Origin of the sequence: Peribacillus sp. NPDC097895 (genome assembly GCF_050277555.1) — a bacterium.
In the GTDB taxonomy this organism is placed as follows: domain Bacteria; phylum Bacillota; class Bacilli; order Bacillales; family DSM-1321; genus Peribacillus.
This window is the reverse complement of record NZ_JBNNSH010000002.1, coordinates 579,213-594,067: the sequence shown is the minus strand read 5'-3', so window position 1 is coordinate 594,067 and position 14,855 is coordinate 579,213. Positions and strand designations below refer to the sequence as shown.

The following is a 14,855-nucleotide window of genomic DNA, read 5'->3' as shown; positions in this document are numbered from 1 at the left end:
TTGACAGTGAGAATCATTTTCATTAAACTGGTATTATTAGATTAATAAGGGGAGTATATTAATGCGACCAGCTATTAACACTCAGTCTCTATCGCTCGGTTATGGTGATAAATTAATTATAAATGATATGAATATAGAATTACCACGTGGGGAAATCACCGTGTTCATCGGTGCTAATGGGTGTGGGAAATCAACACTGCTTAGGTCGGTTGCCCGCTTATTAAAACCGCAATCCGGCTCAGTTTTACTTGAAGGCAAAGCGATTTCAACCATGTCATCGAAGGATGTAGCAAGAAAGATGGCGATTCTTCCACAGTCGCCGATTGCTCCTGAAGGACTTACAGTCTATCAACTTGTGAAGCAAGGAAGATATCCTTACCAAAGTTGGTTGAAACAGTGGAGTTCCGTGGATGAAGAGAAAGTTCAAAAGGCAATCGAAGCAACGAACCTGTCCGAATTGAAGGATCGGGCAGTCGATGAATTATCGGGAGGCCAGAAGCAGCGTGCATGGATAGCGATGACACTGGCTCAAGACACGGACATCATATTGTTGGATGAACCGACTACATATCTCGATATGACTCATCAAATCGAGATTTTGGATTTATTGTTTGACTTGAATGAGTTGGAGAACCGAACAATCGTGATGGTGCTTCATGATTTGAATTTGGCTTGCCGTTATGCGGATAATCTGGTGGCACTTAAAGAAGGAGCGATACTTGCTCAAGGCCGGCCGGAGGATATCATCACGCCTGGATTGGTAAAGCATGTCTTCGGCATGGAATGTCAAATTTCCTTTGATCCGATTTTCGGTAGCCCGATGTGCATCCCGTTTGGTAAAGGCCGTTACGCTCAAAGTCAGGTAAAAGCGCTCGCCAATGCATAACCTCACACCTACTATCGAAAAAGAGCTGAAGGGATATCGCATATCCTTACGAGATAAAGCCAAAGCTTCCAAGACCTTTGATCATCTAGATGAGCTGATTCAGTATGCCCAGGCCCGTACAGGGGCGGAAACGACAAGAATAGCCATTTCAATGTGGTTCAGACGGTACGCTTTTTTTGTTACGGCACAATTGTACATGGTCAGTAAACACCGGCTCATTTGGGAGGGCACATTAGGGGACATTGCCGTTTTGGATGATCCCGAAGATGAACATTGGCTGCCGCATTTTTTGTTGAAAACTAACCAGTGGAGCGATGTTCAAGAAAAGGAAAGCTCTATTGCCCTCCAGTCCATATTAACCAGGTTTGGTGCAGAAGCGATTCACCCGCTTTCTAAAACGACTAGAATATCGAAACTTATACTATGGGAAACTATTTGGAGCTATACGGTATGGATGTATAGTGAGTTACTGAAGCAGACTGATATAAAGACACGTGTTGAAACGGACATTGTAAAGTTGCTTGAAGATGAAGTATGGCTGAATATTGAAAAGCATTCACCGTTTAAACGATTCATTGGGGCAAAAACCGTCGAAGAGTCCATGAATCCTTATAAACGGGTGACATGCTGTTTATATTACCGGATTGAGGGCCAGGAAAAATGCGCGTATTGTCCGAACAAGAACTGTTGAATAAGATCGATTACAAAGCCAGGCTTGGGTTCAAGGCTGGCTTTCTTGTGGTGTGAAAAAAGTGGCAGCCGCCCAGTCTTTTTTTCCTTCAAATTGTCTATCACTTATTAACGAAACTAAACGCACTGGCCGGGTTGATATGTTATAATGTTGATATTTAATTGAACGGAGGCAGTCGCATGGGAAATGGGATCATTCACTACGGAATTGGTGAAGTAGTAGATATATATATGTATATTAAAACGAGTACAAAAGCGGTTGCAAGTAATGGAAAGCCGTTTTTAACATTGATTTTGTGTGATAAAACCGGGGAAATAGAGGCAAAGCTATGGGATGTTTCCGAGGCAGATGAGAAAACCTACAGCTCGGAAGCCACGGTGAAAGTTCAAGGGGAAGTCCAAAATTATCGAGGGCGCAGCCAATTGAAAATCCGTAATATTAGAATCACTTCAGATGCTGATGGCGTCACAAAAGCGGATTTGATTCAAACGGCACCTTTAAGTCAGGAAGAAATGATGGAAACGATCACTCAATTCATTTTTGAAATGAGGAATCCGAATATCCAAAGAGTGACTAGACACCTTATTAAGAAGTATCAGAATGAATTCCTGACGTTTCCTGCTGCCACCAAGAACCACCATGAGTATTTGTCGGGACTCGCCTATCACGTGGTATCGATGCTGGGGCTGGCTAAGGCCATTTCAAGCCTCTATCCTTCGCTCAATAGAGATCTTTTGTATGCGGGGGTCATTCTGCATGACCTTGGGAAGGTACATGAGCTATCTGGACCTGTATCGACTGTTTATACCGTGGAAGGAAACCTGTTAGGTCATATCACCATCATGGTAAATGAAGTCGGTAAAGCTGCAGAGGAATTGGGGATAGAAGCAGAAGAAATCATGATTCTCAAGCACTTGATATTAAGCCATCATGGCAAAGCGGAATGGGGCAGTCCCAAGCCGCCAATGGTGAGGGAAGCTGAAGTGTTGCATTATATTGATAACATGGATGCCAAGATAAATATGATGGATCGGGCCTTGGAAAAGGTGAAACCGGGTGAATTTACGGAAAGAGTCTTCGCGCTCGATAACCGGTCATTCTATAAACCAACATTTTAAAAAAATATGCTTCTTTCCCGACGTGGAAAGAAGCATATTTTTTTTATTCACGCATATTCTCTAGTAAATGAATAGTAGATTTTTTGGGAGGGAATGGACATGCCAATTTGGATTTGGTTCGTGTTTATTGGAATAATTGTCAGTGCAGTCATGTCAATTTGGACAGCTAGGCAGGAACGCCTAATAGATGATGCTTGGATCGAGAAGGAAGGTCAGAAGTATATTGAACGTATGGAAGAAGAGCGTGAGAGGCGTAAAAAGGATATAAATCAGGGGAGCATAGCTGAATGATGATAAAAAGCGACAGGACAAAGTCCTGTCGCTTTTTACTATCGAATTATTTTTCTGCTTTAGTTGCATCACCAGAAGTAATGGCATCTTTTAGATCTTTATCTTTAATCTTCACGTCCGCTTTTTTAACTTCTGCATTCAATATATCTTGAACTTTAGTTTGGTCAATTTGAGCGACTTTCAAATCATATTCAAGATCTTTTTTCATATCTTTGTATGATTTCTTTTCTTTTATATCTTCAAGTTGGATGATGTGGTAGCCATAATCGGATTTAACCGGTTTGCTGATTTCATCTTTCTTCATTTTGTATGCTTGTTCTTCAAAAGCAGGAACCATTTCACCTTGACCGAACCAGCCTAGCTCTCCGCCTTTTTCAGCTGTTCCTGTGTCTGTTGAATATTCTTTTGCAAGTTTAGCGAAGTCTTCGCCTTTGTCCAATTTAGCTTTAACTTCATCAGCCGTTTTTTGGTCTTTTACAAGAATATGTCTCGCTTTGATTTGTGGTTTATAGTCTTCATAAGCTTTCTTTACATCAGCTTCTTTTACAGTAATATCAGCAACAGCTGCTTTTTCTTGAAGCATGCCGATTTTAAGGGCACGTTTAAGATCATCTTCACTCTTATATCCGGAAGAGGCTAGGGCCGTTTCAAAATTTTCACCCATTTGTTCTTTAAGCTCGTCCGCTTTAGCGTTAACTTCTTTATCCGTCACTGTATATTTTTCGGAAAGAACTTTTTCATAAACAAGTTCTTGAAGAACGGTTTCACCATAACGGTCTTTCATGACATTGTAGAATTCTTCTTTAGATATATCTCCCGCTTTAGTTTCCACGACTGCTTCCTTGTCGCTGTTGCATGCTGTAAGTCCGATCAGCCCTGCAGTAACAGCAATCGATAATGCCCATTTCTTCATTAAAAACAACTCCTAGTTTTAAGTTTCTGATTTGCTATTCTTTGTAATTCCACAAAATTAACTATAACATATTCTGGTTACTTTACAAAAAATAATATATTGATGTATCAATAAGAAATTTTGAAAAATGGGTGTACGCCTACCCAAATTATAAACGATTACATATGATACATCGAGGACATCAAAAGGAGGTAGCAGAATGGGTAATGGATTTAACGGAGGTTTCGCTTTGTTAGTGGTGTTATTCATTTTATTAATAATTGTAGGAGCAGCATTTTGCTAATCGATTGCAAAATTAATAATGAAAGTGCCCACTCCTTTTGCCGTGGAGTTGAATAGGATAGGGTAGCCGCTCAACAGAAAATGATTGAAATGTTTTTCAAGCTATGAAAGGAATGGATTCCTTTTGGCGGATATAAGAGCGCGCATTAAATTGCTGGTACTTAAGAATGGAAAGGAGGAAGATCAATGTCTGGAGGAATAGGTGGAGGCTTTGCTCTAATTGTCGTTCTTTTCATCCTGTTAATAATCATTGGAGCTTCTTGGTTATAAACCCATAAACAAAAGGCGAAGCAGACCGCTTCGCCCTTTTTCTTTATGTGGATAATGCTCCGGGTATCACCAATGTATGTAACAAATGATTGGTCATCATTTGTTGCTCATCTCTACGTATACAAAATTTCAATATAGGAGGATAATAACATAATAGTAATTAATACATTAATGGTCCTGAATACTTTAGGCTGCCGGTCTTCAGCAATTTCCTTTTGAATACATAAAGAGTTTGTCATTCTATTAATATTATAAAAGATCAAAATAGCAAAAATAATAAACCAGAACGAGATCAAAGCCTAAATCCCTCCTTGCAAAACATCATGTATAAATACGATACCAAATTATAATGAAAAAAGATACCAAAAAATCTTATCATGAATCTTTATGGATGTTCATGAAATCACTTTTGAATAAGTATGTCATATCCTTCTCGATGTTCTTCGATATAAGAATGTCCTGGGGAACCAACCAGGTTTTTTATATAAATGAAATCCGATACACATAATCCGGTATGCAGGGATAATAAAATAGTGAAATAATGAATGTAATGTGGAAAACTAATGGCACAACCAATTAAAATAACAGACATAATGAAGAAAGGTAACACAAGGGTCAAGAGATATAGGTGCTTTCGAATCGGATGATGCACATTAACATTGCATGTAAGCACAAGGTTCCACTTCAAGGACCAAGAAGTTTTTACTTTTTTACATAATAATCGTAAGGGTAAATAGTGTAATAGTTTGTGAACAGGATATAATAAAAGCAAAAGGCTAAAAAATACCATTGTTTGGTCGTCATACAAAACAATATGGGATGTAAAGAAACTTAATATTGTATAGATCAGAACAAAAGACATCAATATTGTAAAAACTGAAAAAAGGATCAGACGGCAATTCCCATACTGTTTTGCCAGGTCAATTGATTTCCACGAATTCATTTCGAAATCAGCCCTCCAAAGACTGTTGAATTTACTTACATACATTACGATGAATGGGGGGAAATAGCAATAGAATTATTGGATTTAGTTATAAGAGAATATTCACTTCAGGACGGAAGAAGGCTTAAGATGCATAAGACCGGGTTTTCGAACGACAGAATAGGCGGATTTTTGAGCAGGAATTTCCAATGTTTTTAAACCTTTTAAGTTAAAATTGAATGATTGATTGGGGATTAATGATATATGAGAAATATGAATGAAGAAATAGAAATACTCCGTTTTCATCAGCGGCTTTTATTAAACCTGATACGCAATCCGGAAGCCAAGTTGGACTTTCTTTTTGTGGAAAAAAATTTCACGAAGAAGGAAGCGGAAGAATTATTGGAAACATGTGATATCTTGAGCAAACGCTATGAAATAGAAAAAGCGGAAGGGTTCATGAACTTTCGACCGCTTTTTAATCAATTTGAAAGAAAGGTTAATCCAAAAATAACCATAAAGGAATGCATAGATGCATGCCTATCACAAGGTTTATATGTATCATTCATGAAGGAAATGGATAGAGTGTGAGATTAAACTGGCTCAGTTTCTTTCTCTATCTTTTTTTTTGTAATTTTACCCTCCACATCAGTAAACTCCTGATCAATATTATCGAAGGACCGTTCAAAGATTTGCATGAAATCTTCACCGTATATATTACGGATGACAGCCATCATTTCAATCATATCCGGAAACTTACCGTAAAGTTCGCGAAGGGGAAGTGCACCTGAGAAAGCAGAGTTCTTACTTGGGTCGTATGTCTCCATTAAATCAAGAAGAATCCTTTCACCTTCAGGGGTGATTTCTATATACGTATTCCTTTTGTCATTTTCTTTCTTTGAAAATGTTAAAAACCCGCGTTCTTCTAATTTTTTTGAAAAGTTAAATGCCGTAGAAACATGCATGACCCCAAATTTTGCAACGTCTGAAATGGAAGAGCCATTAAGATGGTAGGCAATCCAAAGAATATGGTGCTCATTGATATTTAAATCATAAGGCTTAATCCATTGCTGCCAATCTTTTTCAATCGATTTCCATAATGCTTTGCTTAATTGTGCAATTCGTTGACTAAAAATCATTGCTTCTTTCATAGAATAATTTTTATTCTGCATTTTATGGGCTCACCTACTTATAAGATTCTGTATATTTATTATGACAATAAAATAAAAATTAATAAAGATAAATATTTGCAAAATTTTTAGAAAATTTTAGCTTTTTTAATTAATTCTCCATTTTTGTCCAAAAAAATCATGTAATTAATTGGGAAAAATGGAGAACCTGGCTTGTGTTGCGATATCAAGCTTTAATTTTTAGGAGAAGGGATGGCTGTTTCCAATTCTTTTAATGAATTTTCGATTTCTTGAACGTTCTTCAATAATTCGTTCTTGTTCGGTTCGATTTCCTGCTTCCAGTTCTCGATGACGATTTGAACATCCGAAATGAAAGTCTTTACCGTTTCTTTGCTTATTTGTGTAGCTTCCATCGTGTCATCTTTAATGTTTAGCATTTTTACCTTTAATTCTTCAATGGTATTCTTAATTTCTTCCGTATTTGTTTTGATGCGAGTCCTTAAGTCTTTACCTGAACTTGGTGTTGAAAGTAAGGTTGCTGCACCGGCTACGACTGTTCCAGTTAAAAAGCCAATTAGTAATGATTTTGCTTTCAATAGGATCACCTCATTTTATAGTATTGTTTTCGCTTTATATGGTCTAAATCCCTGCTGAAAAAAACATCAATTGGAAATTATGATAAATAGGGATAGAAATACTATTGATAACAAAATACCATAATTTTCATCCTTATGGAAGAGAATCGACCATTTTATCTTTATATCACAAAAATATTTTTTTAAACTTAGAGAGTAAATATATAATATTTAAAAATAACTTGAAGCTTTATTGAAAATGCTTCATATAAAGGAAAGGGCAGCATATAGATAGTAAAAACAAGCTGTCGGAAAATAGATGGCACTGGTGGGTTAATAATGAAAATCATTTTTTTATTAGGCCTGATATGCCTGTGCGGTATGGGGTATTTTTTAAGGAAAGCGAAAACACCCAGCATCTATCCGCCTAAGAGGGCGCTCCAGGCCAGAGCTTACGTTTTGGGTCTTCCCGGGGTGTTATTGCTTTTCATTTGGTTTATGTGGGTATTGATTCACTGACCCTTATAGGATGATCCTGACGGACTCCCAGATCCATAAGAGTGAAAAAAAAGCACCGGGCATTCCGGTGCTTTTTTTTAATATGATACTCAAGCTAGCTTAAGCATTAACAGGTATATTCGATTTTCTTACGATGCCGTTCACAATTGGATAAATGATGACCATCGCAACTGTATTTAGCAGTACGGCAGGAAGTACAACAGCGCCGAAAAGTGCAACGAAAGGCCCTGGAAGGGAAACGATATAATAAGCCGAACCAAGGAAGACAGCGCCGGAAATCATTGTTCCTACGGCAGTCAAGATACTAACGGTGACAACGGATGTTGAAAACTTCTTAAGACTGATGAATAAAAGATAAAACAGAAAGGCTGTTACCAACTTGTCTATGATATTTGGGATCTGTCCTCCAGGAAATGTAGTTGTCATGGCCGAGATGGCTCCAGCAGCCAAGGCGACAATGAATACATTCTTCTTTGCGGGAAAAAGTGTAATCGCCAAAAACAGCATCAACAACATCATATCCGGTTTCATTCCAAGGAAGAATCCAGGAACGATAAAATGCAGGGCAGCCCCAATCCCGATTAATAGGGACAGCGACACAAGGGTTTTCGTTTTCATTTACTCATCTCTCCTATTCTCATCTCAACTAACATCTTTTCTTCAACAATGCACTATTGCCTGTTGCAAGAAGTTTAAAATAGTATATCATAAGACCTATTTTTTTTGAAGGTATATTTGTTTGAAATTAAAGAGTTTGAGCTTCCTTCGCTTTATAAGATTCCTGGAACTTTTTCATGAAATTGGCAAGGTCCTGGCAATGGGATAGAGGGACTGCATTATAAATGGATGCTCTGCAGCCTCCGATGGAACGGTGACCGTTCAGTCCTACGAATCCGGCTTGCTTCACTTCTTTAAGGAATTGAGTTTCAGCTTCTTCAGATGGAAGCGTGAACGTTACATTCATCAATGAACGGCTGTCGGGTAGGGCATGGCCTTTATAAAATCCACCGCTTCCGTCGATGGCATCGTAGATGACTTTTGCTTTTTCTTCATTGTTTTTTTCAATCTTATCTACGCCGCCCTGCTCTTTTGCCCAGTCCAAAACAAGGGACAATAAGTAAATGGCCAATGTCGGAGGTGTGTTGTATAAAGAGTTATTTTTCGAATGGATAGAATAGTTCATCATGGATGGGATTTTCTCATTATCCGTTATTAAATCTTTACGGATGATAACGACTGTGATTCCCGACGGACCTAGATTCTTTTGTGCACCTGCATATATGATGCCGAATTTACTAACATCAATTTTTTTGCTTAGAATATCACTTGACATATCGGCTACTAAAGGAACGTCGCCTGTATTCGGGAAGTCCTTCCATTGCGTTCCGTATATCGTATTATTGCTTGTGATATGAAGATACGCAGCATCATCATTCACTTGGATGTCTTCAACTTTAGGTATGAACGTATATTTATCATCTTTGGATGAAGCGACTACCGCCGTTTTACCAACTTTTTTTGCTTCTTTTAATGCTTTTTCCGACCAAGAACCAGTAAGGACATAATCTGCCCTTTTTTCATCATTCAAAATGTTCATGGGAATCATGGAAAATTGAAGACTTGCTCCTCCTTGCAGTAGAAGAACTTCATAATTTTCAGGAATTTCCAAAAGGTCTCTTAATGATTGAAGGGCATGGTTATGAATTTTTTCGAATTCAGCACTTCGGTGGCTTAATTCCATGACGGACATACCGGAATCCTCAATATTCAACCATTCGTTTTGGGCTCTTTGTAAAACTTCTAAGGGAAGGGCGGCTGGCCCAGCGTTAAAATTGCGTGCACGTTTCAATTTTTTTCCTCCTATACGACAATGTGTTAAAGTATAAAGTCTATTTATATATCCTACCAGAAAACTAAATTCAATAGGAGGAAAATTTAGAATTTTAAGTGGACAACTTGTTGGAATATATGGCCAAATAAAAAAAGGTCCAGCACTTTGAAGTGAGGACCAAGTCAGGATTAATGTTTTTGGATCAAAACTATAGATGACGTTATTTTGCCGATCTTTTAAAAAGGGGGTAAGAATACATTCTTAGTCATTTAATATGCTGCGCAATGGAATCAGCGATTTGTTTCAGGTCATCAGGTGTATAATCACGGGCATTTGTTTTCCAAACAGCACCATAGCCGTCACCCTCACCATATCGCGGAATTAAATGCATATGAAAGTGGAAAACGGACTGCCCTGCTGCTTCCCCATTATTATTTAAAAGATTCAAGCCTACAGGTTGGAATTCCTGTTTCATCGCACGGGCGATTTCCGGAACCACTTCAAATAGATCCTTGGCAATTTCAGGTGTTAACTCATAGAGGTTTTCTTTATGTACTTTAGGAATAACCAGTGTATGGCCTTTTGTTACTTGACTGATATCGAGAAAAGCCAGTACATGTTCATTTTCGAAAACTTTGGTACTCGGAATTTCCCCATCGATTATTTTGCAAAAAATGCAATCACTCATTAAAAACGCTCCTTTAAAAGTAAATGTATTTGGTTAATCGTACCATAGCATGAATCCTTGAGAAAAGAAAAAATCATAAAAACAGGATGCAACATTAAGTTGCACCCTGCTCATTTGAAAAAGGGGGGGATTTAGCTTTAGCTTCAAAATTCGCATTAGCATAAATTCTCTGCGACAAACACCTCATCTACATTAAAGTAAAATATGGTTATCTGATTAGAGATTTTCCATTCAAAGCAACCATCTCCTATATCTTTAAAGTTTCATCAACTTTTAAAGCATAATTGATAATTATTGAATGATTTTTCTGCTTTTACGTGCAAGAGAACCATCTCCCTGCTCGAAACGATTTTTTTAAATGAAGCTTCTGGTTTAATTCAGTTATACGTCTTTAACTGACACCTCATTTACAATATGATGTGAATCATTTGTAAGAAAACATTTGGGCATTTCAGTGTAATACGTCTTTAACTGACACCTCATTTACAATATGATGTGAATCACTCGTAATGACTAACCCCTTCTTCCTTAATTATGATGGCCACTTTACGGGAAAAATATAATTAGTTATTTATGGAAATTTTAACACGGAACACTCGACTATATAAAAGCAGGAGAATTTGGTAAAATGGAATCAAGAACCTCTATATAGAAAGGGTCGTTAAAATGTCCTTATTGGAAATTAATCAATTAGTCGGCGGATACACGAAAACGCCCGTTTTAAAAGGAATAAGTTTTGACATTCAACCAAATGAGCTAGTGGGGTTAATCGGGCTCAATGGGGCAGGGAAAAGTACGACAATTAAACATATCATCGGACTCATGGAGCCAAAAAGCGGAAGTGTCTCGATCCATGGTAAAACACTTGCACAGGACCCGGATACATACCGTAAACAATTCACTTATGTTCCAGAAACGCCGATCTTATATGATGAGCTGACACTCGAGGAGCATTTAAAGCTGACGGCCATGGCGCATGGGTTGGAGGAAGCTACATATAAAGAAAGAATGGAATTTCTGTTAAAGGAATTCCATATGGAGAAAAGACTTAAATGGTTTCCGGCCCATTTTTCAAAAGGGATGAAACAAAAGGTCATGATTATGTGCGCCTTTTTAGTACAGCCATCTTTATATATCGTGGACGAACCCTTCGTAGGTCTTGATCCATTAGGCATTCAATCTTTGCTTGATTTGATGAGGAAAACGAAAGAGAGTGGAGCGGGAATTTTAATGTCCACACACATACTGGCAACAGCCGAGCGGTATTGTGATTCTTTCATCATCCTGCATAATGGGGAAATCCGCGCAAAAGGCAATCTGGAGCAGCTTAGGGAACAATTTTCCATGCCGGGGGCAACGCTTGACGATTTATATATTCAATTGACGAAAGAAGAAATTGGACATGAATAGTCAAAATCTCTGGAAGGAAAGATATTTAGGCTATATAAATGAAACGCAAAAATATCTTCGCTATATTTTTAATGGACATCTTGTTTTCGTCATGGTGTTGGTCCTTGGAGGTTTGGCTTACTATTACAGCGATTGGGTGAAAACGTTAGACCGTGATTTTCCTGCTGAATGGATCATGGCCATTGTTTTATCAATCATTGTAACCAGAAGCCCGATAAATACTTTTTTGAAAGAACCGGATACCGTATTCCTGTTGCCGCTTGAAACGAAATTGAAAAGCTATTTCAAAAATTCACTGTTGTTAAGTTGGGTTATGCAAGGTTTTATCCTGCTGGTCGTATTAATTGTTTTTTTACCGATGTATACGAAAGTTACGGATGCAAGCGGTAAAGACTTTGGGTTCATCCTTATTGTATTGCTGGTTATGAAATTTTTGAATTTAACCATGCGATGGCAGGTATTGAAATATCAGGATACATCAGTGGGCCATTGGGACTCACTCATCCGTTTTATCCTTAATGGAGTGGTGCTCTATTTCATCTGTTCAAGGGCGAATATACTGTTTGCTCTGATAACCATCCTATTATTATTAGGGCTCTACATGTATTACCGAAGTGCAACTAAGGATTTTGTATTGAAGTGGGAACGGCTGGTTGAATTGGAGAATAAACGGATGAATTCTTTTTATCGAATTGCAAACATGTTTACTGATGTTCCCCATTTGAAAGGAAAGGTAGCAAGAAGGAAATGGATGGACTGGCTTTTATCATTCATCCCGTATGGTGAGAGATCAACTTATAATTATCTATATGCCCGTACTTTGTTGCGATCCAATGATTATGTGGGACTTTGTTTTCGTTTAACTATCATTGGGTCCGTCATTTTAGTTGTATTCACTAACATATGGGCGCATTTGATATTGATTTTTATGTTCCTTTTCATGACAGCCCTACAACTGCTGCCGATTTGGAAGGTACATGAATGGAAAGTGTGGGTCTCATTGTATCCATTGCCTTCAAAAATGAGAGAGTCTGCTGTCATTAAGCTTATTTCTTATTTCCTATTATTTGAAGACATCGTCTTTTGCATGGTCCTTCTAGTGAAAGGAGAATGGATGTCTGCTTTGGCTGCATTGGCGATGGGTCTTGTTTTCTTATTCGGTTTTAAAAATTATGCAACAAAGAAAATTAAAAACTTTTAAGCCGGAAGCTGATTTTTCATAAAATCAGCTTTTTCTTTTAAGAAGTGAAAATTGAAACTAAAAGGCATGAAGGGGGTATATACATATTCAATGGAGGTGTTAAAAGATGGATGAATATGAACAACAGGCATTATCGGAACTAGTATCATGGAAAAAGAAAGTAGCCAAGAAATCCGGCAGGCTTGAGCGGATGTCCAAAAAGGTGCAGATCAAAGTGAATAGCTATATTCCAGACCAAGTGCAAAAAATGATTACTGAAAGTATTAAAGGCATGATAGAGGCCGTATTATCAGGTTCGAAATATATGTCTAAAGAAAGAAATGTCATGCTTCTATCCTTACAGCAAAAAGAAGAATGGGTTGCAGAAACCGTAAATGCATATCGAAAAACGGCCGTTATAGAAGGTGTAGGGACTGGAGCGGCAGGGCTTTTAATCGGGATGGCTGATTTCCCTTTGCTCCTTAGCATTAAGATGAAGTTATTATTTGAGATATCCCGTATATACGGTTTTGATCCAAATAAGTATGAGGAACGCCTGTTCATTCTTCATATCTTTCAAATGGCGTTTTCAAGCGAGGAAAAAAGGATGGAAACATTAACAATAATAGAAGAATGGGATTCAGGGAAATGGCCGGAAATAGATTGGCAAGAATTTCAGCAGGAATATCGCGATCACATCGATGTCATCAAAATATTCCAGCTAGTCCCAGGGTTTGGGGCAGCCGTCGGTGCATATGCCAACCATCATTTGTTGGAACAGCTCGGGGAGACAGCTGTCAATTGTTACCGAATCAGACTTCTAAAAGAGTAAGGGACGGGGAAAACCCGTCCCTTCATCATTACCGCAATAAAGATTCATTCACCTTTTGCGAGGATTGTTTCTTATTGTGATAGGTTACAGCTGCCGTGCCTAATATTTTGGCTGCAATGAGCATCGCTTTTTCATCGATGTCAAACAAAGGATGATGATGCGGATATGTATGTTCATTGTTTGGTCTGGCGCCAGTAAAGAAGAATGTACCTTTCACATTTTGTAAATAATAAGAAAAATCCTCCCCTGTCATATCCGGGTCAATTTCCTCTGTAATCAAAACTTCCCTGATTGACTCAGTGCTTTCGATAAGGAATTTCGTTTCCTCATCGTGTGGGATAACAGCAGGATATCCTTGGAAATATTGATAATCATACGTACAGTCCGCAGCTAGGCACGTTCCTTTAACAATCCGCTCTATTTCTTCACTTATAAATGAACGGACATCTTCTTTGAAAGTGCGGACGGTCCCGATTATTTTAGCCTTATCTGCAATGACGTTAAAGGCATTATCCGCTACAAAGGAACCGACGGTAATGACTGCAGAATCTATTGGGTTAAGGCGTCGACTCACGATTTGCTGTAGGGCTATGACTAGCTGAGAGCCGACTACGATTGCATCACGGGTTTTATGCGGCTGTGCTCCATGTCCGCCCTGCCCTTGAATGATGATTTCAAAACGGTCAGCAGCTGCCATAAGGGGTCCATAAGCGTATTGGACTGTTCCGGTAGGGACCGTAGCCCATAAATGGGTGCCGAAAATTACATCCACCCCATCAAGGCAGCCAGCCTCAATCATCGGTTTGGCCCCCCCGGGAGCATATTCTTCAGCATGCTGGTGGATAAATATATATTCACCCTCGAGCTCATCCTTCAGTTCATTCAGATTTTTTGCAAGGACAAGGAGTGTCGCTGTATGGCCATCGTGTCCACACGCATGCATTACCCCAGGTACGGTGGATTTATAGGGAACTTCTTTTTCATCTTGAATGGGTAAGGCGTCGAAATCAGCGCGCAAAGCTACGGTTTTACCAGGCTTAATACCAGTAACTTTGGCAATAACACCATTACCGCCTACATTCGTCCGGTATTCGATTCCAAGTTTTTCATAATAGTCAGCGATGAAGGCTGCCGTTTGGGTTTCTTGAAAAGAAAGCTCAGGATATTGATGAAGATAACGCCTGATTGAGACCATTTCTTCATATGAACCATCTAGAAGATCATGTAATCGCTGTATCATTTTGCCCCTCCCAATGATTGGTTTAATTGTAAATAGTATATCATATTCTGAATAATCCAAAGGGAATTAAATACTTC

18 protein-coding genes are annotated in these 14,855 nt (G+C 38.5%); 10 read left to right on the top strand and 8 right to left on the bottom strand.

Annotated elements, in window-relative coordinates:
* Positions 1 to 61: 61 nt before the first annotated feature.
* The 4 genes from ACQKMH_RS14240 to ACQKMH_RS14225 all read left to right on the top strand — a co-directional run bounded on the left by ACQKMH_RS14240 (position 62) and on the right by ACQKMH_RS14225 (position 2,986).
* Entirely contained in the window at positions 62 to 886 is an 825-nt protein-coding gene (locus tag ACQKMH_RS14240; RefSeq protein WP_427588157.1) for an ABC transporter ATP-binding protein, read from the top strand.
* Positions 879 to 1,577, top strand: coding sequence for a (2Fe-2S)-binding protein (locus ACQKMH_RS14235; protein WP_427588156.1), 699 nt, complete (start codon positions 879 to 881; stop codon positions 1,575 to 1,577). Before ACQKMH_RS14240 ends, ACQKMH_RS14235 begins: the two co-directional genes overlap by 8 nt.
* A gap of 179 nt (positions 1,578 to 1,756) precedes the next feature.
* Positions 1,757 to 2,695: a 3'-5' exoribonuclease YhaM gene (yhaM, locus tag ACQKMH_RS14230; RefSeq protein WP_230158554.1), complete on the top strand. Its 939-nt coding sequence runs from the start codon at positions 1,757 to 1,759 to the stop codon at positions 2,693 to 2,695.
* Positions 2,696 to 2,794: 99 nt separating this feature from the next.
* Positions 2,795 to 2,986 carry a sporulation YhaL family protein gene (locus ACQKMH_RS14225; RefSeq protein ID WP_427588155.1) on the top strand — a complete coding sequence of 64 codons (192 nt, stop codon included), beginning with the start codon at positions 2,795 to 2,797 and terminating at the stop codon, positions 2,984 to 2,986.
* A 46-nt stretch (positions 2,987 to 3,032) separates the two neighbouring features.
* On the opposite strand, the gene ACQKMH_RS14220 is transcribed toward ACQKMH_RS14225, so the two are convergent.
* The gene (locus ACQKMH_RS14220; protein ID WP_427588154.1) at positions 3,033 to 3,899 is read right to left on the bottom strand and encodes a peptidylprolyl isomerase; all 867 of its coding nucleotides are present in this window, start codon (positions 3,897 to 3,899) and stop codon (positions 3,033 to 3,035) included.
* 199 nt (positions 3,900 to 4,098) lie between these two features.
* Here ACQKMH_RS14220 and ACQKMH_RS14215 point away from each other — a divergent pair, with 199 nt between their 5' ends.
* Positions 4,099 to 4,182, top strand: coding sequence for a YjcZ family sporulation protein (locus ACQKMH_RS14215; protein ID WP_083450669.1), 84 nt, complete (start codon positions 4,099 to 4,101; stop codon positions 4,180 to 4,182).
* Positions 4,183 to 4,367: 185 nt separating this feature from the next.
* On the top strand, positions 4,368 to 4,451 hold the full coding sequence (locus ACQKMH_RS14210; protein WP_061462016.1) for a YjcZ family sporulation protein: 84 nt from the start codon (positions 4,368 to 4,370) through the stop codon (positions 4,449 to 4,451).
* Positions 4,452 to 4,854: 403 nt separating this feature from the next.
* On the opposite strand, the gene ACQKMH_RS14205 is transcribed toward ACQKMH_RS14210, so the two are convergent.
* Positions 4,855 to 5,241, bottom strand: coding sequence for a DUF3267 domain-containing protein (locus tag ACQKMH_RS14205; protein WP_427588514.1), 387 nt, complete (start codon positions 5,239 to 5,241; stop codon positions 4,855 to 4,857).
* Positions 5,242 to 5,637: 396 nt separating this feature from the next.
* Here ACQKMH_RS14205 and ACQKMH_RS14200 point away from each other — a divergent pair, with 396 nt between their 5' ends.
* Positions 5,638 to 5,964, top strand: coding sequence for a DUF1878 family protein (locus ACQKMH_RS14200; protein ID WP_427588153.1), 327 nt, complete (start codon positions 5,638 to 5,640; stop codon positions 5,962 to 5,964).
* Between the two features lie 2 nt (positions 5,965 to 5,966).
* Here the strand turns inward: ACQKMH_RS14200 and ACQKMH_RS14195 are convergent, their stop codons facing one another.
* The 5 genes from ACQKMH_RS14195 to ACQKMH_RS14175 all read right to left on the bottom strand — a co-directional run bounded on the left by ACQKMH_RS14195 (position 5,967) and on the right by ACQKMH_RS14175 (position 10,116).
* On the bottom strand, positions 5,967 to 6,545 hold the full coding sequence (locus tag ACQKMH_RS14195) for an HTH-type transcriptional regulator Hpr (protein WP_230158572.1): 579 nt from the start codon (positions 6,543 to 6,545) through the stop codon (positions 5,967 to 5,969).
* 191 nt (positions 6,546 to 6,736) lie between these two features.
* On the bottom strand, positions 6,737 to 7,099 hold the full coding sequence (locus ACQKMH_RS14190) for a YtxH domain-containing protein (protein WP_230158575.1): 363 nt from the start codon (positions 7,097 to 7,099) through the stop codon (positions 6,737 to 6,739).
* Positions 7,100 to 7,696: 597 nt separating this feature from the next.
* Complete coding sequence (locus ACQKMH_RS14185; RefSeq protein WP_427588152.1) at positions 7,697 to 8,215, bottom strand: tryptophan transporter; 519 nt, start codon at positions 8,213 to 8,215, stop codon at positions 7,697 to 7,699.
* 127 nt (positions 8,216 to 8,342) lie between these two features.
* The gene (serC, locus tag ACQKMH_RS14180) at positions 8,343 to 9,446 is read right to left on the bottom strand and encodes a 3-phosphoserine/phosphohydroxythreonine transaminase (RefSeq protein ID WP_427588151.1); all 1,104 of its coding nucleotides are present in this window, start codon (positions 9,444 to 9,446) and stop codon (positions 8,343 to 8,345) included.
* A 247-nt stretch (positions 9,447 to 9,693) separates the two neighbouring features.
* On the bottom strand, positions 9,694 to 10,116 hold the full coding sequence (locus tag ACQKMH_RS14175) for an HIT family protein (RefSeq protein WP_427588150.1): 423 nt from the start codon (positions 10,114 to 10,116) through the stop codon (positions 9,694 to 9,696).
* 666 nt (positions 10,117 to 10,782) lie between these two features.
* On the opposite strand from ACQKMH_RS14175, the gene ACQKMH_RS14170 reads away from it, so the two are divergent.
* From ACQKMH_RS14170 to ACQKMH_RS14160, 3 genes are all read left to right on the top strand, one after another.
* Positions 10,783 to 11,526 carry an ABC transporter ATP-binding protein gene (locus ACQKMH_RS14170; protein ID WP_427588149.1) on the top strand — a complete coding sequence of 248 codons (744 nt, stop codon included), beginning with the start codon at positions 10,783 to 10,785 and terminating at the stop codon, positions 11,524 to 11,526.
* On the top strand, positions 11,519 to 12,727 hold the full coding sequence (locus ACQKMH_RS14165; RefSeq protein WP_427588148.1) for an ABC transporter permease: 1,209 nt from the start codon (positions 11,519 to 11,521) through the stop codon (positions 12,725 to 12,727). The genes ACQKMH_RS14170 and ACQKMH_RS14165 overlap by 8 nt, the downstream gene beginning before the upstream one ends.
* Before the next feature lie 106 nt (positions 12,728 to 12,833).
* Positions 12,834 to 13,538, top strand: coding sequence for an EcsC family protein (locus tag ACQKMH_RS14160; protein WP_427588147.1), 705 nt, complete (start codon positions 12,834 to 12,836; stop codon positions 13,536 to 13,538).
* Between the two features lie 28 nt (positions 13,539 to 13,566).
* Here ACQKMH_RS14160 and ACQKMH_RS14155 read toward each other — a convergent pair whose 3' ends face one another.
* Entirely contained in the window at positions 13,567 to 14,778 is a 1,212-nt protein-coding gene (locus ACQKMH_RS14155) for a M20 family metallopeptidase (protein WP_427588146.1), read from the bottom strand.
* Positions 14,779 to 14,855 lie beyond the last annotated feature (77 nt).